The following is a 20,340-nucleotide window of genomic DNA, read 5'->3' as shown; positions in this document are numbered from 1 at the left end:
CCTTTTTAGAACGATAGAACCGTTTTGCAGTCTTCGGCGATCTGCCAGAGGGACGCCCCCCCCAGCATCTTGACGCCCTCGATCAAGTCGCCCGGCACAAGGTCGTGAAGCTCGGTCGAGGCCGAGCAGGCCATCATTTTCACTCCGGCCTCCAGGGCCTCGCGCAAGAACTCGCCGACCGATTTGCCCCCGGCTTTAGGGAAGACGCCGTCGGCCAACCCCTTTTTCAGGAGCAAGGTGCCGTCGACGGTGAAGAACATGGTGACGTCGTATTCCATGGCCGCCGCCAGGGTGGCCATGAAGAAGGGCGTGGCGCAGCGGCGGGGTGTATCCGGGCCGCTGGTCATGACGATCAAGACTCGGTCGTCGCTCATCGGGTCCTCCTTTTTCGAAGCCGGCCGCGGCCCCGCGGCCGCCGGCCGGCGCGTCCTTGCCTCAGAACGTCAGGGTGACGGCGTTGTGACTGGCGAACTCCAGAAAGGTCGCCGCCCCGCCGTACTCCAGACCATCGATGAGGTCTTCCTTCTTGATGCCCATGACGTCCATCGTCATCTGGCAGGCGATCAGGCGGACGTTCATCTCCTTGGCCGTGGCCAGAAGCTCGCTCAGCTTGGCGACGTGGGCTTTCTTCATCCACTTGTTCATCATCATCGTGGCCATGGAGGTCATCCCGGGCAGCATGCCGATGATGTTGGGCATGGGCACCGGCATGGCCGGATTGGCGATCGAAGCCACCTTGAGCTTATCGACCTTTCCTTTTTTAAGGATCTCCAAGCCATAGAATGTGAAAAAGATAGCCACTTCCATATCCAGGGCCGCCGCCGCCGTGGCCAGGATGAAGGGCGGATAAGCAAGATCCATCGTCCCGTGCAGGGCGATGATGGCTAGTCGTCGGCTTGTTTCTTCAGGCATGTCGGCGTCTCCTTTGGGATGGAAAATTATTTTACTTTGCGGATGTAAAAAACATATTTGCCGCCGGTTTCCTCGTGGCCGATCAATTCCTGCCCGGTTTTGGCGGCCCAGGCTTGGATGTCGCTGACGGACCCCGGATCGGTCGAGATCATCTTCAGGACTTCGCCGACGGCCATGCCGTCAATGGCTTTCTTGGTCTTGATGATGGGCATCGGACAGGCCAGGCCGCTGAAATCGGCCGTTTGATGAGCGACGACATCGATCATGATTGATCCTCCGGATAGATTTGGATAAGGCGCGACGATCGCCGCGCCAAGGGATAACATCGGGACGCAGGGCGGAGCACCGCGGGGATGAACCAAGAATGGCGATGTCCGAGTCTGACCAATCCGGTCTCGGCTTTCCGGCCGCAACGGCCGCCGCAGTTAATTCCCAGCGCACTTATATATCATATCGAATTCCTTGGTCAAGTGCCCAAGCGCCTCCGTTCTCAACGCCGTCGAGTTTTTTTTTCCGCCAGGGCGAATCACCCCGATGCCTTCAATTTACGCCGCTCGCCCCCTCTCGTCAATCCGGGGGCCGCCGCAAGAGCGGCCGGATTCGAGGTCATCACCTCGGACACCTCGATGCGAGTGGATAATATCTACGTGGCCCGCCTGAAGAAGAATTGACTCGGGGCGGCGATCGGCGCTAGCGTTTCTTCAGCACGACGCCGGTCCCGGCAGCAGCGACACCAGGGATGGTCACCGTGAGCTTCCCGCTCACGTCGGTCTCGCCAAAGAGGGCCTTGGCCGCCGCCGCCTGCATCTGGAGCTGGTTGCGGTAGAGACAAAGATAGGCGTCGATGGCCGGAAATTCGCGCAATAGGTAGGGGCTGCCGAAAGAAGCCGCGACCACGGGTTTGCCGCTCTCCTTGATCCGTTTGATCAGGGCTGTGTGACGGGGATCGAGCCCGACGCTCCCCTTCCAGGCGCTCAGGCTGGAGAACAAGGCGAAGACAACGACATCTGATTCAGCCGCCTTAGCCGCCGTTTCATCCAGGGATTCCTGGCCGGTATCGCCGTCGGCGTAGAAGATCTGGGTTTCGGGGTTGTGGTTCTTGACTGCGTTGGCAAAGACACGGCCCGCGAAATAATCGCCCTTATCGCTGCTCAGGGAAACGACGACGATTTTCTTTCCCGTCGCAGGCAGAGGCAGGATGTCGCCATCGTTCTTGACCAAGGTCACGGCCGCTTCGAATGTTTTAGCGGCTTGGGCCAGGAAGGGCTTGGTTCCAAGTCGGGCAGGCAGGGCCGCAAGATCGACAAACCGCTCGCGATGCAGTCCCAGTCGGGCCTTGGCCTCCAAGATGCGCCGCACGGACGCATTCACCCGTTCACGGGGTAGAATTCCCGTGCGCACGGCGTCCTTCAGCGACTCGACCACCGTCTCGGGCTCGAGCGGCAGGAGCACGATATCGATGCCGGCCTGGATCGCTTTGAGTGCTGCTTCCGCCGGCGCGTAGGCGTTTGTGACGCCGCCCATCTCCATGGCGTCGGTCACGATCAAGCCGCGAAAGCCCATCTCCCCGCGCAGAAGGCCCGTCAGGATGGCGGGCGAGAGGGTGGCCGGCAAGCCGGGCGTCGGATCGAGAGCGGGGACCATCAGGTGGGAGACCATGATGGCGCCCACGCCGGCTTCGATCAGCTTGCGATAGGGCGCCAGCTCGATTTTATTCAAGCGCTCCCGATCGCCCTTGATGACGGGGAGAAGGATGTGCGAATCCTGGTCGGTATCGCCGTGACCGGGGAAATGCTTGGCCGTGGCGATCATGCCGTTGTCCTGGCAGCCGCGGGCGAAGGCGACCGCGATGCGGGCGACCTGGGCGGGGTTCTCGCCGACAGACCGGGTATTGATGATGGGATTGTCGGGATTGATGTTGACGTCGACGACCGGCGCATAAGTCATGTGGAGGCCCAGCGCCCGCCCTTCCAGCGCGGTCGTCCGACCCATGCCGTAGGCCAGCTCCTCGGAATCGGAGGCACCCACACCCATGATCGTCGGGAACAGGGTCGCCCCCGTGATTTGATTCCCGGCCCCACGTTCCAGGTCCGAGCCCATGAGAAGGGGCACGTCGGCCAGTGCCTGCAGGGTATTGTTGAGAGCGGCGGTCTCATAGGCGTCGCCGAGAAAGATGGCCAGGCTGCCGATCTTGTGCTTGGCGACCAGGCGCTTGAGGAAGGCGAGCTGATCGCTGTCGGCCGGAAGGAATTCGCCCGAATATCGGCAGCCGATCATCTGGGCCACTTTGTCCTCGAGTGTCATCGTCCGCATCGTCCGCTCGACCCAGCGGGCGCCATCGGATTCGAGGCTCAAACCCACCTTGGGCGCGGGCGGCGCGCAGGAGGCGGCCAGGAAAGCGGCCAAGAGGAGAATAAGGATTCGATGGGGATTTATCGGATGTTTCATCTGGTTCTCCTCATATATCGAATCCGATCTTATCATGGAGGTCGCCACGCCCTCGCCTTCGGCGAGGGCTCGCGACGACAATGAAATGCCCATTAATCGTCGAAGCCGGATCAGAAAAAGTAGCGCGCGATAAACAGCACGGAAAAGATATAGACGAGAGGATGAACAGACCGGCCCTTGCCCGTAGTCAGCTTCAGCAGCGAGTAGGAGATAAAGCCGAAGGCGATGCCCTCAGCGATGCTCTGGGTCAACGGCGTAAGGACGATGGCCAGAAAGGCGGGAACGGCCTCCGTCAGATCGTCCCAGTCGATGTATCGGACCGAGCGCATCATCAGGTAGCCGACCAGGATGAGGGCCGGGGCGATGGCCGGGCGCAGGACGACATCGCCTAGCTTGACCTCGCCGGCGATCATCTCGGCCAAGGGGCTGAAGAAGAGCGCCGCCAGGAAAAGCCCGGCCGTGACCACGTTGGCCAAGCCGGTGCGGGCGCCGGCCGCGATCCCGGTCGTGCTTTCGATGTAGCTCGAGACGGTGGAGGTGCCGAGGAGCGTGCCCTCGACCGTACCGATCGCATCCGCCAGGATGGCCTTACCCACCCGCGGCAGCTGGCCGGCCTTCATGAAGCCGGCCGGCTGGCTGACCCCAATGAGCGTGCCGACACAGTCGAACATGTCCAGGAAAAAAAAGACAAAAAGGACCGAGAAGATCCCCATGTGCAAGGCGCCGGGGATATCCAGCTTGAGGAAAGTCGGGGCCAGGCTGGGAGGAGCGGCCAGGACGCCCTGGTACTTGATGACACCCAGGACCACACCGGCGGCGGAAGTGCCCAGCATGCCGAGCAGGATGGCCCCTTTAACTCGCCTAGCCATCAGCACGGCGCTTAGCGCCGTCCCGGCCAGCGCCAGCAGGACGGGCTTGGCGGTCAGGTTGCCGAGACCGATGTAAGTGCCCGGGCTGGAGGCGACGACGCCGCCGTATTCGAGTCCGATCAAGGCGATGAGCAGGCCGATCCCGACGGCGATGGCATGCTTGAGGCTTTCGGGCACGGCGGCCACGAGCTTGTCATAGAATCCGGCGATCGACAGGATGATCTGGGCCAGGCCGGCGATGAATATGGCGCCCAGCGCCGCTTGCCAGGAATAGCCCATGATCCCGCAGACGACGACGGCGAAAAAAACGTTGTGGCCCATGGCCGGGGCCTGGGCGATCGGATAGTTCGCCAGCAGGCCCATGAGCAGCGTGGCGACGGCCGAGGCCAGGCAGGTGGCCGTCAACACCGCACCCCGATCCATGCCGGTCGATGAGAGAATGGCCGGTTGGACGAAGATGATGTAGGACATGGTCATGAACGTGGTCGCCCCACCCAGGATCTCGGTCCGGACGTTGGTGCCGTTCTCAGTCAGCTTGAAAAACCGGTCGAGCCTCGCGCCCATCGCATGCTCCTTGTCCGGGGGGCACGTCGGCGCTCCCCCGGGCCGGGTCACTTCTTGTACTTGATCAAGCTGAAGACGGCGACGTCGGGATGGGCTTGGCGGATGGCTTTGAGCCCGTTCAGGAACTGAAGTTCGATGGCGGCGCCGAACCCGACCACCACACCCTTGAGGATCTTGACCAGATTGATGGCCGCGATCGAGGAGGACCCGGTAGCGATGAGGTCATCGATGACCAGGACCCGTTGGCCGGGCTGGATGGCGTCCTCGTGCATCTCGAAATACTCGACGGCATATTCGTTGGGCGCCTGGACGCAGACGGTCTTGCGGGGCAGCTTGCCCTTCTTGCGGATGACGGCCAGGCCGCGCTTGAGATCGCGGGCCACCGGCGCGGCGAAGAGGTACCCGCGCGACTCGATGCCGACGATGAGGTCGGGCTTCTTGAAGCGGGCCCAGGCCGAGAGGGCGTCGATGACTTCTTTATAAGCCTTAGCGTCGGCCACAAGCGGGGTGATGTCCTTGAACCCGACGCCGGGCTTCGGGTAGTCCTTCACTTCGTAGATCTTCTTCTTGAGCGGTGCGGTGTTCATAGGGGCACTCCTTGTCAGGCGGGCTTAATTTAGCCTAAAACGCCGGGAGCGTCTAGGGGCGCAAGGCGCGTTTATCGGCCCGGATGGTCCGTGTTTCGTCGGGCTCGACTTTAATAGAAACGCGGATCGCGGGCATCGGAAAATCGATCTTCTCGGCCCACTCGACCAGGATGACCCCGTCCCCGACATAATCCTCGAACCCGAGGTCCCGGATCTCGGGCGCCGACCCGAGGCGATAGAGGTCGAGATGGTAGATGGGAAAGCGGGCCTGATAGACGTTCATCAGGGTGAAGGTCGGGCTGCAAACCTCGCCGATATCTTCGAGCCCAAGCCCGGCGGCCACGCCTTTGGCGAACACCGTCTTGCCGGCGCCCAGCTCGCCGACCAGGAAAACGACTTCGTTCCCCTTGAACGTTCCGGCCAGGCGGGCGGCGAATTCCCTGGTCTCTTTCTCGCTCTTGGAACGGAAGACATTCGCAGCGGCTTGTTTTTTCCGACGGGCCGATTGGGCCGGGGCGGATTTCGCCCGTGGCGTTCGCGCGGGCGGCTTCTTCATCGTCGTCATTTCGCCGCGTCTTCCAGGAATTTGACGGCCGCCGGCAGGAAGCGGATGAGGTCGCCGGCGATGAGGGCCCGCTCGCCCAACTTGGCCGCCGCCAGGTCGCCGCTCAAGCCATGGACATAGACGGCCGCCCTCGTCGCGGCCAGGATATCCTTCGATTGAACGATGAGCGAGCCGATCAGGCCGCTCAACACATCGCCGGATCCTCCGGTCGCCATACCCGGGTTTCCGGTTGGGTTGACGAAGACCCGGCCGTCGGGCGCCGCGACCAGGGTGCGATGGCCTTTGAGCACGAGGATGACGTTGTATTCGCGGGCGAAGGCCGGAGCGAGCTCGAGCCGCTTCTCCAGGACCTCGGCTACGGTTTTCCCGATCAGACGGGCGAACTCCCCCGGGTGGGGCGTGAGCACAACCGGCTGGGTCAATTTCTTGAGAATATCGATCCTGCCGGCCAGGATGTTGAGTCCATCCGCGTCTATAACAGCCGGAACCTTAAGCCGGGGGATGAGCGAAAGGATAAGGGCGGAAGTCGAAGGGTCGGTCGAGAGGCCCGGCCCGATGACGACGGCGTTCTTGCCTCTGAGAATCTTCTCGACCGCGGGCAGCGCCTCGGCTGCGATCGTACCGGCCGCCGTTTCCGACAGGGGCTCGGTCATCAGCTCCAGCATTCCCCGAGCGACAGTGGCAACCGCTCGTCCCGCGGTGGCGATGGTGACTAGCCCGGCGCCCATCCGCAAGGCAGCCTTCCCGGTCAGCACCGCGGCGCCCGTCTTGCCTACCGAACCAGCCAGGACCAGCAGATGGCCATAAGATCCCTTATGGCCGTCCCGGCGGCGCGGAGCAAAAAGCGGCAGAATGTCCTTCCGCTCGGTCACGGCCAATTTCAGATCCGCCGGATCCAGCAGGAACTTGGGGATCCCGATGTCGGCGATCACCAACTGACCGCACAGATCGGCGGCCGGGGGAAAGATATGGCTGATTTTCGGCGCGGCCAGGGCGACCGTCAGATTGGCTCGGACGGCCGGCCCGATGAGTGCGAACGTGTCCGAGGACAAGCCCGAGGGGATGTCGACGGCGACCTTGAAGCCGCGGGCTTTGTTGATATCCTCGATGGCGTTCGCATAAATCCCGGCCGCGGGCTTGTCCAGGCCCGTGCCGAAGATCGCGTCCACGACGATCGAAGCGTGGAGCAGCGTCATCCTCTGCTTTTTCCAACACAGCTCGGTCGAGGCGTCGACGACTTCGACGCCGGACTTCTCCGCCGCCGCCAGGTTAAGGGCGGCGTCACCCTTCAGATCGTCTTTAGCGGCCAGTAGAAGCACGACCGGCTTGCCCCCCCGCAGGCTTAGATGACGGGCCACAACCAGGCCGTCTCCTCCGTTGTTGCCCTTGCCGGCCACGACGACGATGCGCTCCCGGGCCGGATCGGGATAGCGTTTAATTATCTCCTCAACTACCCGCAGGCCGGCGTTTTCCATAAGCACCGGGCCGGGGATGCCGATCTCTTCGATGGCCGTATGATCGATTGCCCGCATCTGTTGCGAAGTCAGTATTTTTTGCATGGCGCTCGATGGGATTTTATCACATTCGGAGAGACCCGGAGAAAAGCCCTTTGGCTTCCGTACGGATGAGTTCGAATCGCACCTCGGCGCGGGAGGAACCGATCCGCCGCTTCGGTACCCTCACGGGATCGCGACGAGGATCGTGTAGAATAGGGATGGAAAGCAGGATCATCCCCATTCGAAACAAAGGCTGCCAATACTCCGACCGCATCTCCACGGAGGACGAAGGCCTGCTAATTTTGGCGTTTTATGTACGGCATTATCCGCACTCGACGGAGGAAACCTGGCGCGAGCATATCCGAATCGGGCGAATCTCCCGCAACGGGAAGCCGGCCTCACCCGACGAAATCCTGATCCGCGGCGACTTTCTCGTCTATTCGCGCCCGGCCTGGGAAGAGCCCGATGCCCCCGTCGATTTCGGCGTTCTCTATGAAGACGATGACATTTTAGTCCTGGATAAGCCTTCCGGCCTGCCCGTCCTGCCCGGCGGCGGATTCCTGGAGAACACCCTGCTTCACTTGGCCCGCAAGCGCTTTGGGCCGGAATGCTCCCCTCTTCACCGCCTCGGACGCGGGACTTCCGGAGCGATCCTGTTCACCCGGAACGAGCAAGCCGCTCGATTTCTGACCAAGGCCATGGTCGAGCGGCAGATTCTCAAAGTCTATCTGGCCAAGGCTTCAGGCCTTGTTTCGCCGGATGCGTTCACAGTCGATGTTCCGATCGGCCCGGTCCCTAACGGCAAAGGGGCAACAGTCAACGCTTATTCTCCCCGCGGCCGCGCGGCTATTAGCCATGTCCGCGTTATTCGCCATCTAACCGACGAGAACGCTTCGATTCTCGAGGTGACGATCCCTACCGGCCGCCCCCATCAGATCCGCATCCATCTGGCTTATGCCGGATATCCTCTCGTCGGTGATCCCCTCTACGGCCCCGGTGGACTCCCCTGGGTCATCGCCGCCGACGGCGAATCCACCGCCCGCCCGGGCGATTGCGGTTATCTTCTACATTCTTGGAAAATCCGATTCCCTAGGCCCGATGGCCGCGGCGAACGAGAAGTGATCGCCCCTCCCCCGCCGGCACTCGCCCCTGAGCCGTGAAAGGAGCTCTTGTTATGCTCGGACATCGTTTTCGAAAAAGAATAATCCTAGTCAAGATCGTTATTGTTGTGATCGTCCTGGCCGGTGTTTCCGGGTGCACGATGATCAAAATGGGCTCTCTCTTTCTGGCCGGCCGTCTCGACCAGAAAGGATACTATTCCGAGGTGGATATCCTTTACCGTCGAGGCTTGATCCTGGTTCCCGTCCAAATCAACAACAGTCCAGAAACATACCATTTCCTCTTCGACACAAGCGCCACATTCAGCGTTATATCTCCGGCCTTGGCACTCTCGCTTGCCGTTGCACCCAAGGTCTCCGATACGATCGTGGATTCCAATCAAAAGAAGGGAACGACTGACTTCGTCACCCTTAACCGGATCACTATCGGCGGAATCCCTTTCGATGGAACCGGCGCGGGCATATTTGACCTGAATCGGATCCCTTCCCTCCCTTCCCTCGGCTGTTACGCCGCCGACGGCGTGATCGGCATGAATCTCATGCGGCTGGCGCCCTATTGGCATCTTGATTATGCCCGGCGGAAATTGATCCTTACCGATCAGGAGGATCGCCTGCCGCATCTTTCTCCCGTCCTGATCCTCCCCTTCAAACAGACCATCCAGCGCATCCCGGAAATCGCTCTGGAGTGGAACGGTTTGCGACTGCCCTTTAAAGTGGATCTGGGGTCGACCTCCGGTTTCAGGGCGCCCTTGGAATATTGGCAGGAAATACGAGGCCGCCGCAAGGACACACCCTCCGTTGCGGTCTACGGCGAATTGCTGGGCGGGGCGATGGGCGTCAAGGCCTCTCGGGGCCGGACGGCCGTCCTTCAGACCGTTAAAAGCGGAGATTATCGTGCGCCGGCCCTGCTGCTTGCATTTTACCCCGAGGCCTTGGCCAGCGTAGGCAATGATTTTTTCGGCCGCTTCGCCGTCACCTTCGACTGGGGAAAAAACGAGATCCGACTGACTCCCCAGGTTCCGGAGTCCCCCCCTTTGCTGGAGACCTTCGGTTTCGGGTTTTCCTTCAATGCCGAGGAGCGAAAATTGTATGTCAGCTATCTCTACGAAGGATCGCCGGCCGAAAAGGCCGGCGTCCAGATCGGAGACCGCATCCTGCGGATCAATGACCTGAAATTCGATTCCGTCACCGTTGATGACTATTGCCGCTTTTACCTGGACCCCGACTTGCTTTTCGGACCAGGAAAAACGCTTTCTCTGCAAGTCGAAGGCGGAGGAAAACAAAAGACCTGCACCTTGAGCAAAACCGTTATTCTTCAATAATATTTCTGGCTTTTCAAGTCATGCGGTAGCCGCTGAAGGCCTCTTAGCGGGAAAGGCGTCAGAAAGGTCCTCCTCAAAGGGAGTTCCCTCTCTTTACGAGAGCCCCGATTCGTGGTATTTTACTCGGTACTTTTCGGCATCCCCCGAATATCCTTAGGAGGTTTCATATGTCCATCAAGATCGGCATCAACGGGTTCGGCCGGATCGGCCGCAACATGCTTCGGGCCGCCGCCGGCGATCCGTCCCTGGAGTTTGTGGCCGTCAACGATATCACCGACGCCGCAACCCTGGCCCACCTGCTCAAGTACGACTCAATCCTCGGCCGCTTCAAGGGCGAGGTTTCGGCGACCGCCGACGCGATCATCGTCAATGGCAAGACGGTCAAGGTTTTGGCCGTCAAGGACCCCGGCGAGCTGCCCTGGAAGGACCTCGGCGTCGATGTCGTCATCGAGTCCACCGGCAAGTTCACCAAGCGCCCCGACGTCATGAAGCACGTCGAAAAGGGCGGCGCCCGCAAGGTCATCGTCTCGGCCCCGGCCACCGACCCCGACATCACCATCGTCATGGGCGTCAACGAAAAGGCCTATGACCCGGCCAAACATCATATGCTGTCGAACGCCTCCTGCACGACCAACTGCCTGGCCCCCGTGGCCAAGGTCCTGCACGAGTCCTTCGGGATCGAAAAGGCCTTCATGACCACGATCCACTCCTACACCAACGACCAGAAGATCCTCGACGCGCCCCATAAAGATCTGCGCCGGGCCCGGGCCGCGGCCGTATCCCAGATCCCGACCACGACCGGCGCCGCCAAGGCGGTGGGCCTCGTCCTGCCCGAGCTCAAGGGCAAGATCGACGGCATCGCCATCCGGGTTCCGACCCCCAACGTCTCGATCGTCGATCTCGTCGCTCTGCTCAAGAAGCCCGCAACCGACAAGGACGTCAACGCCGCCTTCCAGGCCGCCGCGGCCGGTTCGCTCAAGGGCATCCTCGGCTACACCGACGAGCCCCTCGTTTCGGTCGACTTCATGTCCGACCCACACTCGGGGGTCGTCGACGGCCTGTCCACCAAGGTCCTCGGCGACAACTTCCTCAAGGTCATGGCTTGGTACGACAACGAGTGGGGCTACTCCTGCCGCCTTGTCGACCTCGTCCGCTACATCGGCAAGTGACGAGCATGCGGTTCATCGAGGACCTGGACGTCAAAGGCAAGACCGTCTTCCTGCGGGTGGACTTCAACGTCCCCCTGAACGAAGACGGGACGATCCGTAACGATAAGCGCATCAAGGCCTCTCTGCCGACCATCACCTACCTTTTAAGCAAAGGCGCCAAGCTCATTCTGGCCTCCCACCTGGGCCGGCCCAAGGGCAAGCCCGATCCGAAGATGAGCCTCAAGCCGGTGGCCGCCCGCTTGTCCGAACTCATCGGCCGGGACGTCATCATGGCGCCCGACCTCATCGGGCCCGAAGTGGACGCCCTCAAGGCTTCGCTCAAGGAAGGCCAGGCCCTGCTGCTCGAAAACGTTCGCTTCCACCCCGGCGAAACCAAGAACGACCCGGCTCTCTCCAAGGCCCTGGCCGAGGGCGTCGATATCTTCATCAACGACGCCTTCGGCTCCAGCCACCGGGCCCATGCCTCGGTCGTCGGGATCGTCGATTTCGTCCCCGTCGCCGCGGCCGGCTACCTGATGAAGAAGGAAGTCGACAACCTGCGCAAGGCCATCGTCAACCCGGCCAAGCCTTACGTGGCCATCCTGGGCGGGGCCAAGACCGAGGACAAGATCCCGGTCATCGAAACGCTCCTGGACAAGGCCGACACCATCCTCATCGGCGGTGCCATGGCTTACACTTTCTTCCTGGCCCAAGGCCGCCAGGTCGGCACCTCGCTCGTCGAGCCCGACAAGGTCGATGTCGCCAAGGACATTCTGAAGAAAGCCGCGCAGGAAGGGATTCAATTCCTGCTCCCGGTCGACAATTTAATGACCAAATCCATCGAGTCGGGCGTCGTGGAGAAGGTGCAGGAAACGTTCCCCTACCCGGCCGAGCTCATGGGCGTCGATATCGGCCCCAAGACCATCGCCCTTTATGCCGGCATCATCGCCAAGGCCAAGACCATCTTCTGGAACGGCCCGCTGGGCGTGTTCGAAGTGCCGGCTTTTGCCCAGGGCACCATCAAGGTCGCCGAGGCGGTCGCTGCCTCGGGCGCCGTCTCGATCATCGGCGGCGGGGATTCCATCGCCGCGGTCGACAAGGCCGGCGTCAGCTCCAAAATCACTCATATCTCCACGGGCGGCGGGGCCAGCCTCGAGTTCGTGGCCAACCGGACCCTGCCGGGGATCGAAGCCCTGGAAAAGAAAGCCTGACATGCGCCGCCGCACGGCCCCGTTCATCGCCGGCAATTGGAAGATGTACAAAACCCTTCCGGAAGCCGCTGTTTTGGCCGGCGCGGTCCGCGACGCGGCGCCCGGCCTCAAGCCTGCCGAGATCGTCATTCTTCCGCCCTACACCGCGCTCGCCGGTCTGGCCCGGCTCCTGGCCGGAACCGCCGTCGGATTAGGCGCCCAAAATCTCCACTGGGAGGATCAAGGCGCGTTCACGGGCGAGGTTTCGGCCCCGATGCTCGCTGATGCCGGATGCCGTTATGTCGTCGTCGGCCATTCCGAACGGCGGCAGCTCTTCGGCGAGACCGACGAGGCCGTCAATCGCAAGATGCGGGCTGCGCTGAAAGGCAGCCTACGGCCGATTTTCTGCTTCGGGGAGACCCTCGAGGAGCGGGAAGCGGGCCGGACGTTTGAAGTCGTCGGCCGCCAGCTCGCAGCCGGCCTGGAAGGCATCGGAGCGGATCAGTTTGACCGGATCGTCCTGGCCTACGAGCCCGTCTGGGCTATCGGCACGGGGCGGACGGCGACCCCGGAACAGGCCGAAGAAGTCCATGCCTTCGTCCGAAGCCGTCTGTCAGAAAGGGCTGGAAATGGGCCGGCCGATTATGCTATTATCCTCTACGGCGGGTCGGTAAAGCCCGCCAATGCTTATTCCCTGTTCAAAGAATGGGACATCGACGGGTTCCTCGTCGGTGGGGCATCCCTCGAAGCGGAGAGCTTTATCCGCATCGCGGAAGAGGCCGTAAAGGCGTACAAGGAAGTCCAGTGACCGCGTTATTGACAGCCATCCACGTGATCATTTGCATCGTCCTGATCCTGGCCGTTCTGCTCCAATCCGGAAAGGCGGCCGACCTCGCCGGCGCCTTCGGCGGCGGCGGCAGCGCCACCGCGTTCGGGCCCCGGGGCCAGGCTTCGTTGATGTCCAAAGTGACGACGATCAGCGCCGTCCTATTCATGGTCACATCGCTCGGCCTTTGGATCCTGTCGGGCCACGAGGGCAAATCCGCCGTCAGCGGCGTTCAGGCCCCGGCCCAGAAGACCAACGAAGCGCCCATGACGCCCGCGGCCAAGCCTCCGGCCGTCAAAACGGACGCCAACGCGGCCGGCGCCAAGACGCCCGCCGACAAACCGGCCGACAAGGCCGCGGTAAAGCCCCCGGCCGCCAAAGCCCCGGCGGCTCCCGTGACGACCACGCCCTCCTCGGGTCAGCCTGCTCCCCAGCCGGCGCCCAAGAAATAAACGCCTGGCGGCAAATGCCGAAGTGGTGGAATTGGCAGACACGCTAGCTTGAGGGGCTAGTGAGCCTTACCCGCTCGTAGGGGTTCGAGTCCCCTCTTCGGCATTCCCCTTCCTCCCCGGTCCAAGCGACCGGAGAGGTGCGCTTGTGATCGCCTGATTTCAGCGGCCCGGGCCGCGCGGGGCGGCCGGCTTGATCGTGTACTCCTTGGGCGGTTCCGCGCCCAGCAGGTTCTTGACGAAGTAATCCCAGCGCCGGCGCACCATGTAGGCTTCGCCGCCGAAGCCGTGGCTGCGGTTGGGGAACAGGATCAGGTCGAAGTCCTTGTTGGCCTTGATCAGGGCGTCGACGACCAGCAGGGTGTTGTAGGGCGGCACGTTGCCGTCCGTCGTGCCGTGGGCCAACAGGAGCTTGCCCTTAAGCTTGGCGGCATGGTTCTGGTTGGCCTGATCGTCGTAGCTCGTCGTCCCGTCGGCGTTCTTGGTCAGCAGGCCCTGCCACTTTTCACCCCAGTCGTCCTCGTATTCGCGCTGATCGTGGTTACCGGCTTGAGACACCCCGACCTTGAAGAAGTCGGGGTAGCGGAACATGGCGTCGCACGTGGCATACCCGCCGCCCGAATGGCCGTAGATCCCGACCCGGTCGATGTCGATCCAGGGATACTGCGCGGCCAATTGCTTGATCGCCGCCACCTGGTCGGGCAGAGTGTTGTCGCCCATGTTGGCGTAGTAGGCGTCGTGGAAGGCCTTGGACCGGCCGGGCGTGCCCATGCCGTCGATCTGGACGACGATGAACCCGAGCTCGGCCAGCGACTGGGTGTCGCCCCGGACGGGCGCGAACGAACGGCCGCCGATCGAGCCGGACTGCGGGCCGGGGTAGATGCTGACCACGATGGGGTATTTCTTATTGGCGTCGAAATCCGTCGGCCGGAACATCAGACCGTAGATGTCGGTCATAACGTCGCGCGCCTTGACGGTGAACGGGGTGCAGGGCTTCCAGCCCGAGGCCAGGAGCGGCGCGATGTCGGCCTTCTCCAGAGTCAGGAGGAGCTTGCCGTCGGCGTCGCGCAGGGTGGTCGTCGGCGCGACGTCTGGCTTCGAGGCGGCATCCACCAGATATTTACCGGACGGCGCGAGGGTGACCTCGTGATCGGCGTCATCCGGCGTGAGGAGCGTCAGGCCTTTCCCGTCCAGCCCGACCCGGTAGAGATGCCGGAAGTAGGGATCCCGGCCCTTCTCCCGGCCCTGGGCCAGGAAGAAGATCCGCCGGGCTTTTTCATCGATTCGCACGATCAGGGTGACGAGCCCTTCGCCGGACGTGACGGCGTTCTTCAGCTTGCCCGTGGCGGCGTCATAGAGATACATCTGCCCCCAGCCGCTGCGCTCCGAGAACCACAGAATCTCGTTGGACGCGCCCAGCAAGCGCCAGAGGGACCCGCTGTGCCCGGACTCGAAGTAAGTGGCCGCGGTCTCCTCGAAGAGCTCCTTGACCGCGCCTGTTTCGGGATCGGCCGAACGGACCCAGGCCTTCTTGTGATCGCGTGACGAAGAGACGAAGATCAGCCGCTTGCTGTCGGGCGTCCACTCCGCGTCGCCCAAGGCGCCGCCGCGTCCCTTGATGTCGTCGCTGAAAGTGGAGCGATGCTGATCGGGGGGAATCTGGAGCCGGACGACCTTGGGGCCGTCGATGGCGATGATGACCCGCTGGATCGTCGTGACGACGGGGTCGCCGGGCAGGGGGTATTTCCAGGCTTGCAGGACGGGATGCCCGACCTTGGTCTCGACCAGGTACATCTCCCCCACTCCGCGCTGATCCTGCTGGAAAGTGGCGATCTTCTTCGAGTCGGGCGACCACAGCAGAACCGGGCGATCGCTGCGGGTCCAGCCGGCGTTGTCGGTGGCGTACCCGAAATCCTTGACGCCATCGTTCGTCAGCGGACGCTCGGTCCCGGTGGCCGTCTCCTTCAGCCACAGGTTGTCGTTGCGGATGAAAGCCGACAATTTGCCGTCGGGCGAGGTCGTGGCCGAACCGCCAAATCCGGCTCCCGGGCCGGGAGCGGCGGCGGCAGGCGCGGCGCCTGTCTCCTCTTTTAACGCCTCCGGCTTCGCGGTGAACGCCCAGCGCTTGCCCTCAGCCGTGAATGTGACCTTCCCCCCGTCGGGCGAAAGCTCGATGGACGTGAACGGCAAACGAGCCGAGTCGTAGTTCTTGCCCGTTGCCTTGGACAGGGCAACGGCGAGCTTGACCGCGTCGAAAGCCGGCCCCTTGCGCTTCTTGGCCGGATCAACCAGGACGAACGAGGAGGCGTCGGCGGCGACGGCGACGCGGTACCAGAATCGATCGCCGGCCAGCCAAGCCGGCCGCACGCCCATCCGCAGGACAAGAGGAGCCAGGTTCGCGGCCGTCATCTTTTCGGCCTTGGCGTAGTCGGCGGCGGTCAAAGCGGCCGGGCGCCAGGGCGTTTGGGCCGAAGCCGTCGCGACGGCCAGAAGCGCCAGAACGATGAGGATTGGGCATAGGTTACGGATCGAGCGCTTGTCCATGAGCAGCCTCCTAAAAATTGTCACCGCTCCCCAAATACGATTGGATTCCGGGGCGCGGATAGGACGGAAGCATATTCACCCCGATGGGGATGTGTCAAGAACCGGCGGGAACGCGGATCGCTACTCTTTTGAGGCGACCCAGAGGGAAAAATCCGTCTCGTTCATGGCCCCGGTCGTCCGGCCCCGTTCGAACCCGTTCTTCAGGACGATAAAGGTGGGAACGGCTTTGATCTTAAAGGCCGCGGCCAGCTCCCGGTTGGCGTCGGTCTCGACCTTGACGACCACCAGGTTTCCGGCCCGCCGCAGCGCCAGGCCCTCCACGACGGGTTGCATCATATGGCACGGCATGCAGGTCGGCGAGGAAAAATCGATCAGCAGGGGCATTTTGGCGTTCTGGATCAAGGTGACGACTTGCTCGGGTTCCAGCTCCAGAACGCGGCCGGGCTGGGGCAAAGGAGTCTTGCATCGGCCGCAGACGACTTTGCGGGCGGAGTCGCCGGTCGGATAGGCGTTCGTGGCGCCGCACTTGAGACAGGAGACATTGATTTTGTCGGCCATGACGGATTTGCCTCTCTCGTTTCGAACAGTCTTCATTATACGAGATGACCGGCCGGGGTTAAAGGCTCTTCTCCTATCTCCGAGTCTGCGGCTTGGGGTAAGATCCAAGCTAAAGTCAGGGCTTCGGCATTTTTGCCCGGCGGTCGAATCCGCGCCATGCGGCGCCGTACAACGCGCCAGGGTAGCGGCGTGCCTCGGGCTTCCCGATGGAGTCGAGCCAACGAGACTCGAACTCGTCCGCTTCGGAGAAGGAGCGTTGCGTCAGGGCTTCCCGCCCGGCCGGAATGCAAGCCAGCGCTTCCCGAATGAATCGCCCCTCGATCTCGACTCGTTCGGCTCGGCCGATCGGAGCGCGAGTCGGATAATCCCGCAGGATGGCCCGATGGAGGGATTCGTGCCTCCAGAAGAGGGTCGCCGCGTTATAAGTCCCTTCCGGAACCGGCTCGACGGGCATCCAACGGCCGCCCAGCCAAACCGGCTTGAACAAGCTTGTGCACGGCGCGGCGGTCCCCGTCAAGAAATGTGTCTGGGCGCCGGGAAGAAGATGCGACACCATCGAGCCCGTAGTCCCCGTGGACCGGATCGGGCCGAACCCGGCATGGGCGCAAACCGTAAAGCCGGCCAGGCCGCGCGAGGGAGACCAGCCCGAACCTGCGCCGGCCCCATGATCGCGCAGGACGTTCATCATCGCCGCGACGTCGATCCGGCCTCGCGCGCCCCGCAGCAGCTCCTCTGTCCGGCAGCGTCGTTCGCGGCAGCGGCTGAAACGGGTAAAGACGGCGTCGGAATAGTCGCGGGCGAAATCGAAGGCCCGGCCGCGCTTAGTCCAACCGCGCTTCGCCGCGGTCTCGACCAGGCCGGGCGAGGCCAGATCGTACTCGCTCCCGATCGTCAACCCATTGGAGATCGAACGGATGTCCCGCACCTTCACAGCCGCCCACTCGCGGCCCGCTGTCTCCAGCACCCAGGCCTCTTTCGGGTCGGCAAGGAGAAAGCTGTTATGGTAGTAGGTTTTGTGACGGAATCCGCAGTTGCCTCCCTGCCCGTGGCGGGCCAGCAGCGCCGTGATTACATCGCGGGCCTCGGCCGCCGTCCGGCTCCTCTCCAGAGCCAGGCGCAGGAAGTCCATCCCGATCAGGCCGGGGGTCTTATCGTAAGGAACTCTGGTGAACACGGCTTCATTGCCGATCACGACGCCGTGCTCGTTGGCGCCCATCTCCCCACCCCAGATCCAGAACGGCTTGGCCAGCAGGATCTCGAACGTCTCCTCGACCTGGGGGACATCGATGTAAGTGCAATGAACCCGCTCGCCCGAGGCATGGCGGGCGGCCGGAACGCGCAGAATGACATGGGCCTCGTTGGGCTCGCGGTCGGAGTTCTTGGCAAACAGCGTCGCCCCGTCCGAGGTCGTCTCGCCCAGAGCGACGATGGTGTCACACATGGGACTTAGTCGCGGCCAGAAGCGCTTTGCGCTCGGCCTCCGGAAAGCGTTCGATGGCGTAGCGGAGGGTGGTCCGGGGGATGGCCGGGCCGTTGGCCAGAAGAAACTTTTTGAGTCGAGGCGCGTCGGCTTTCCCGGCTTCCCGCAACATCCATCCCGTGGCCTTCTGCAGGAGATCGTCGTCGGTTCCCAGCATCGCCGCGGCCACGACATAGGCCTGATCCAGGAATCGGCCGCGCCGGGTCAGCCCGATGAAAGCGACAATCGACCCCCGCCTGACCCAGCGGTTGCCATGGCTGGTCCATTGAAGGATCTCGTCCGCCAGGGCGGGATGCGTCCCGATCAGTCCGCCCAGGCCTTCCGGACAAAGGCTGTCCACGGAAGCCCAGTTGTTGCAGTAGTCCTTGGCCAGCCAGGCTTTAATCTTCCGGAATTCGGCCGGCCCAAAGTCCTTCTTGAACTTGAGAAGGATGAGAATGCCGACCGCCTTGGCTTCGAATTTCTGTCGGGGCAGCAGGATTTCGGCCAGGGCTAGGGCATCGGCTAGTGACCACGAGGAGCGCACCTCGGCGTAGATCTCCGCCACCAGGGCGCGCATGCGGGGCGTCGTCCAGCCGTAGAACTCCACCTGCTCGCGGAAATAGCGATGAGCCCCCGCCGCGTGGACTGGGTCTCCCCCACTCGCGAGACGGGCGACGATATCGGCAGCCATTTTCTTCGGAGACGGTCCGGATCGGTGCACGGCATTTTCCTTATTCGCGGCCTTCGGCCGGTCGACGGTCATTATAGCCCGGGCGGGTTCGGAATTCGAGTTGCGGCAGGATGATCTTCAGGCTGAGTCGTCTGTCCTCCCGTTCCCACAGGCCTGGTAGGCATTGAGGTCGAGAAAGCCGTGGCCGGAAAGATTGAAGAGGATCGTTCGCTCCCGTCCTTCGCGCTTGGCTTCCAATGCCTCGTCGATCACGGCCGCCACCGCGTGCGCGGACTCGGGCGCCGGCAGGACGCCCTCGCTGCGGAAGAAGAGATTCGCCGCATCGAAAACCCTGTCCTGTCCGTAAGCTTTGGGCTCGACAATCCCCTGCTCGACCAGATGGCTGACCAAGGGGGCCATGCCGTGGTAACGGAGGCCGCCGGCGTGGATGGAGGCGGGCATGAAGTCCTTGCCGAGGGTATACATCCGGAGAAGCGGCGTCAGGCCCGCGGAGTCGCCATGATCATAGCGCAGCTCCCCGCAAGTCAAGGACGGGCAGGCCTCCGGTTCAGCCGCAACGAAACGGATATCGGCCCCTTCGGTTATCCGGCGGCGGACGAACGGGAAGGCCAGGCCGCCGAAATTGGACCCGCCGCCCGCACATCCGATGATCACGTCGGGACGGGCGCCGATGGCCGCCGTTTGGGCTTCCGCCTCGAGTCCGATGACGGTCTGGTGCAGGAGGACGGCGTCCAACACCGAGCCCAAGGCATATCGGCTGTTCCGCCCTTTGAACGCCGTTTCCAAGGCTTCGGAGATGGCGATACCTAGACTGCCGGGATTATCGGGGTCCTTCAAAAAAAGCGCCCGGCCGAATTCGGTCAGGGGGCTGGGGCTCTCGGCCACGTCCGCTCCGAACATTTCCATCAAGACCCGGCGACCTGGCTTCTGTCGGTAGCTGACCCGAACCATGAAGACTCGGACCTTAACGCCGAACAGGGCCCCGGCGTGGGCCAGGGCGCTCCCCCATTGGCCCGCCCCGGTCTCGGTGACCAACGTCTCGATTCCCTCTCGGGCCGCCAGCCAGGCTTGCATCAGGGCCGTGTTGCTTTTGTGGCTTCCCATCGGCCCGACCGCCTCGGACTTGTAGAAGATATGGGCCGGAGTATCCAACGCCCGGCGCAGGCCCGATGCGTAGACGAGAGGGGTCGGGCGGAAAGTCGCATAAGCTTCCAGGACGTCGCCGGGGATGGCGAGGAATCGATCCAGGCTCATTTCCTGGGCCACGAACCCCTTGGCAAAGACGGGCTCCCAGTCGGACGCCGATAGAGGAAGACGGGTCCCAGGATGAAGCGCGGGCTGGGGTGCGATGGGCAGATCGGCCTTGAGATTGTAAAAGGCCTCGGGCAGGAAGCGGCTGTCCCGAGGCGCAAAACGTTCGAAAGCGGTCATGTTATTCTCCATTTTTCTGGTCGTGGACGCGCGGAAAATTCGCCTGGGCGAATGGTTTGCGGGAAAAATGGCGCGGGGGGTGGATTTATTGGGCGGAGGAGGCCGCCCACCAGAAAAGGAGGGATAGAGAAAGAGCCCGGCAGGTTGCGTCGGCTCTTGC

Annotated in this window: 19 protein-coding genes and 1 tRNA gene; 7 read left to right on the top strand and 13 right to left on the bottom strand. The window is 62.8% G+C overall.

Annotation, left to right across the window (positions count from 1 at the left end):
• Nucleotides 1-5: 5 nt before the first annotated feature.
• The 8 genes from NTZ26_06910 to NTZ26_06875 all read right to left on the bottom strand — a co-directional run bounded on the left by NTZ26_06910 (nucleotide 6) and on the right by NTZ26_06875 (nucleotide 7,504).
• A complete protein-coding gene (locus NTZ26_06910; protein ID MCX6560230.1) occupies nucleotides 6-374 on the bottom strand; it encodes a DsrE family protein in 369 nt (122 codons plus the stop codon).
• 61 nt (nucleotides 375-435) lie between these two features.
• Entirely contained in the window at nucleotides 436-912 is a 477-nt protein-coding gene (locus NTZ26_06905; GenBank protein ID MCX6560229.1) for a DsrE/DsrF/DrsH-like family protein, read from the bottom strand.
• A gap of 26 nt (nucleotides 913-938) precedes the next feature.
• On the bottom strand, nucleotides 939-1,178 hold the full coding sequence (locus tag NTZ26_06900) for a sulfurtransferase TusA family protein (GenBank protein MCX6560228.1): 240 nt from the start codon (nucleotides 1,176-1,178) through the stop codon (nucleotides 939-941).
• A gap of 424 nt (nucleotides 1,179-1,602) precedes the next feature.
• Nucleotides 1,603-3,360: a glycoside hydrolase family 3 protein gene (locus tag NTZ26_06895; GenBank protein MCX6560227.1), complete on the bottom strand. Its 1,758-nt coding sequence runs from the start codon at nucleotides 3,358-3,360 to the stop codon at nucleotides 1,603-1,605.
• A 110-nt stretch (nucleotides 3,361-3,470) separates the two neighbouring features.
• Nucleotides 3,471-4,793 carry an NCS2 family permease gene (locus NTZ26_06890; protein ID MCX6560226.1) on the bottom strand — a complete coding sequence of 441 codons (1,323 nt, stop codon included), beginning with the start codon at nucleotides 4,791-4,793 and terminating at the stop codon, nucleotides 3,471-3,473.
• A 47-nt stretch (nucleotides 4,794-4,840) separates the two neighbouring features.
• Nucleotides 4,841-5,380, bottom strand: coding sequence for an adenine phosphoribosyltransferase (locus NTZ26_06885; GenBank protein MCX6560225.1), 540 nt, complete (start codon nucleotides 5,378-5,380; stop codon nucleotides 4,841-4,843).
• A 52-nt stretch (nucleotides 5,381-5,432) separates the two neighbouring features.
• Nucleotides 5,433-5,945, bottom strand: coding sequence for a tRNA (adenosine(37)-N6)-threonylcarbamoyltransferase complex ATPase subunit type 1 TsaE (gene tsaE, locus NTZ26_06880; GenBank protein ID MCX6560224.1), 513 nt, complete (start codon nucleotides 5,943-5,945; stop codon nucleotides 5,433-5,435).
• On the bottom strand, nucleotides 5,942-7,504 hold the full coding sequence (locus NTZ26_06875; GenBank protein ID MCX6560223.1) for an NAD(P)H-hydrate dehydratase: 1,563 nt from the start codon (nucleotides 7,502-7,504) through the stop codon (nucleotides 5,942-5,944). Before NTZ26_06875 ends, tsaE begins: the two co-directional genes overlap by 4 nt.
• Nucleotides 7,505-7,659: 155 nt before the next feature.
• On the opposite strand from NTZ26_06875, the gene NTZ26_06870 reads away from it, so the two are divergent.
• The 7 genes from NTZ26_06870 (at nucleotide 7,660) to NTZ26_06840 (ending at nucleotide 13,600) form a co-directional block, all read left to right on the top strand.
• A complete protein-coding gene (locus tag NTZ26_06870) occupies nucleotides 7,660-8,601 on the top strand; it encodes an RluA family pseudouridine synthase (protein MCX6560222.1) in 942 nt (313 codons plus the stop codon).
• Between the two features lie 14 nt (nucleotides 8,602-8,615).
• Nucleotides 8,616-9,881, top strand: a complete 1,266-nt coding sequence (locus NTZ26_06865; protein ID MCX6560221.1) for an aspartyl protease family protein — start codon at nucleotides 8,616-8,618, stop codon at nucleotides 9,879-9,881.
• A gap of 167 nt (nucleotides 9,882-10,048) precedes the next feature.
• Nucleotides 10,049-11,050: a type I glyceraldehyde-3-phosphate dehydrogenase gene (gap, locus tag NTZ26_06860; GenBank protein ID MCX6560220.1), complete on the top strand. Its 1,002-nt coding sequence runs from the start codon at nucleotides 10,049-10,051 to the stop codon at nucleotides 11,048-11,050.
• 5 nt (nucleotides 11,051-11,055) lie between these two features.
• A complete protein-coding gene (locus NTZ26_06855; protein ID MCX6560219.1) occupies nucleotides 11,056-12,240 on the top strand; it encodes a phosphoglycerate kinase in 1,185 nt (394 codons plus the stop codon).
• Nucleotide 12,241: 1 nt separating this feature from the next.
• Nucleotides 12,242-13,027: a triose-phosphate isomerase gene (gene tpiA / locus NTZ26_06850; GenBank protein ID MCX6560218.1), complete on the top strand. Its 786-nt coding sequence runs from the start codon at nucleotides 12,242-12,244 to the stop codon at nucleotides 13,025-13,027.
• Nucleotides 13,024-13,497, top strand: coding sequence for a preprotein translocase subunit SecG (gene secG, locus NTZ26_06845; protein ID MCX6560217.1), 474 nt, complete (start codon nucleotides 13,024-13,026; stop codon nucleotides 13,495-13,497). The genes tpiA and secG overlap by 4 nt, the downstream gene beginning before the upstream one ends.
• Nucleotides 13,498-13,513: 16 nt before the next feature.
• Nucleotides 13,514-13,600 (top strand) — tRNA-Leu (locus NTZ26_06840).
• A gap of 56 nt (nucleotides 13,601-13,656) precedes the next feature.
• Here NTZ26_06840 and NTZ26_06835 read toward each other — a convergent pair.
• From NTZ26_06835 to NTZ26_06815, 5 genes are all read right to left on the bottom strand, one after another.
• Nucleotides 13,657-16,038 carry a DPP IV N-terminal domain-containing protein gene (locus tag NTZ26_06835; GenBank protein ID MCX6560216.1) on the bottom strand — a complete coding sequence of 794 codons (2,382 nt, stop codon included), beginning with the start codon at nucleotides 16,036-16,038 and terminating at the stop codon, nucleotides 13,657-13,659.
• 120 nt (nucleotides 16,039-16,158) lie between these two features.
• Nucleotides 16,159-16,596: a thioredoxin domain-containing protein gene (locus tag NTZ26_06830; protein ID MCX6560215.1), complete on the bottom strand. Its 438-nt coding sequence runs from the start codon at nucleotides 16,594-16,596 to the stop codon at nucleotides 16,159-16,161.
• A gap of 115 nt (nucleotides 16,597-16,711) precedes the next feature.
• Entirely contained in the window at nucleotides 16,712-18,037 is a 1,326-nt protein-coding gene (locus NTZ26_06825) for a C69 family dipeptidase (GenBank protein MCX6560214.1), read from the bottom strand.
• Complete coding sequence (locus NTZ26_06820) at nucleotides 18,030-18,749, bottom strand: DNA alkylation repair protein (GenBank protein MCX6560213.1); 720 nt, start codon at nucleotides 18,747-18,749, stop codon at nucleotides 18,030-18,032. The genes NTZ26_06825 and NTZ26_06820 overlap by 8 nt, the downstream gene beginning before the upstream one ends.
• A gap of 117 nt (nucleotides 18,750-18,866) precedes the next feature.
• Entirely contained in the window at nucleotides 18,867-20,180 is a 1,314-nt protein-coding gene (locus NTZ26_06815) for a TrpB-like pyridoxal phosphate-dependent enzyme (protein MCX6560212.1), read from the bottom strand.
• Between the last annotated feature and the right edge of the window lie 160 nt (nucleotides 20,181-20,340).

The sequence above is a fragment of the Candidatus Aminicenantes bacterium genome (assembly GCA_026393855.1).
Classification (GTDB): Bacteria; Acidobacteriota; Aminicenantia; order Aminicenantales; family UBA4085; genus UBA4085.
Note: the sequence above shows the minus strand (reverse complement) of the source record. Positions and strands in the feature narration are given on the sequence as shown.

What these genes read in the sequence shown, in the direction of transcription:
- NTZ26_06815 (MCX6560212.1), bottom strand. Translation starts at nt 20,180, where the DNA reads ATGACCGCTTTCGAACGTTTTGCGCCTCGGGACAGCCGCTTCCTGCCC.
- gap (MCX6560220.1), top strand. Translation starts at nt 10,049, where the DNA reads ATGTCCATCAAGATCGGCATCAACGGGTTCGGCCGGATCGGCCGCAAC.
- tsaE (MCX6560224.1), bottom strand. Translation starts at nt 5,945, where the DNA reads ATGACGACGATGAAGAAGCCGCCCGCGCGAACGCCACGGGCGAAATCC.
- NTZ26_06855 (MCX6560219.1), top strand. Translation starts at nt 11,056, where the DNA reads ATGCGGTTCATCGAGGACCTGGACGTCAAAGGCAAGACCGTCTTCCTG.
- NTZ26_06885 (MCX6560225.1), bottom strand. Translation starts at nt 5,380, where the DNA reads ATGAACACCGCACCGCTCAAGAAGAAGATCTACGAAGTGAAGGACTAC.
- NTZ26_06835 (MCX6560216.1), bottom strand. Translation starts at nt 16,038, where the DNA reads ATGGACAAGCGCTCGATCCGTAACCTATGCCCAATCCTCATCGTTCTG.
- NTZ26_06825 (MCX6560214.1), bottom strand. Translation starts at nt 18,037, where the DNA reads ATGTGTGACACCATCGTCGCTCTGGGCGAGACGACCTCGGACGGGGCG.
- NTZ26_06820 (MCX6560213.1), bottom strand. Translation starts at nt 18,749, where the DNA reads ATGGCTGCCGATATCGTCGCCCGTCTCGCGAGTGGGGGAGACCCAGTC.
- NTZ26_06895 (MCX6560227.1), bottom strand. Translation starts at nt 3,360, where the DNA reads ATGAAACATCCGATAAATCCCCATCGAATCCTTATTCTCCTCTTGGCC.
- NTZ26_06890 (MCX6560226.1), bottom strand. Translation starts at nt 4,793, where the DNA reads ATGGGCGCGAGGCTCGACCGGTTTTTCAAGCTGACTGAGAACGGCACC.
- NTZ26_06865 (MCX6560221.1), top strand. Translation starts at nt 8,616, where the DNA reads ATGCTCGGACATCGTTTTCGAAAAAGAATAATCCTAGTCAAGATCGTT.
- NTZ26_06830 (MCX6560215.1), bottom strand. Translation starts at nt 16,596, where the DNA reads ATGGCCGACAAAATCAATGTCTCCTGTCTCAAGTGCGGCGCCACGAAC.
- NTZ26_06905 (MCX6560229.1), bottom strand. Translation starts at nt 912, where the DNA reads ATGCCTGAAGAAACAAGCCGACGACTAGCCATCATCGCCCTGCACGGG.
- tpiA (MCX6560218.1), top strand. Translation starts at nt 12,242, where the DNA reads ATGCGCCGCCGCACGGCCCCGTTCATCGCCGGCAATTGGAAGATGTAC.
- NTZ26_06870 (MCX6560222.1), top strand. Translation starts at nt 7,660, where the DNA reads ATGGAAAGCAGGATCATCCCCATTCGAAACAAAGGCTGCCAATACTCC.
- NTZ26_06875 (MCX6560223.1), bottom strand. Translation starts at nt 7,504, where the DNA reads ATGCAAAAAATACTGACTTCGCAACAGATGCGGGCAATCGATCATACG.
- NTZ26_06900 (MCX6560228.1), bottom strand. Translation starts at nt 1,178, where the DNA reads ATGATCGATGTCGTCGCTCATCAAACGGCCGATTTCAGCGGCCTGGCC.
- NTZ26_06910 (MCX6560230.1), bottom strand. Translation starts at nt 374, where the DNA reads ATGAGCGACGACCGAGTCTTGATCGTCATGACCAGCGGCCCGGATACA.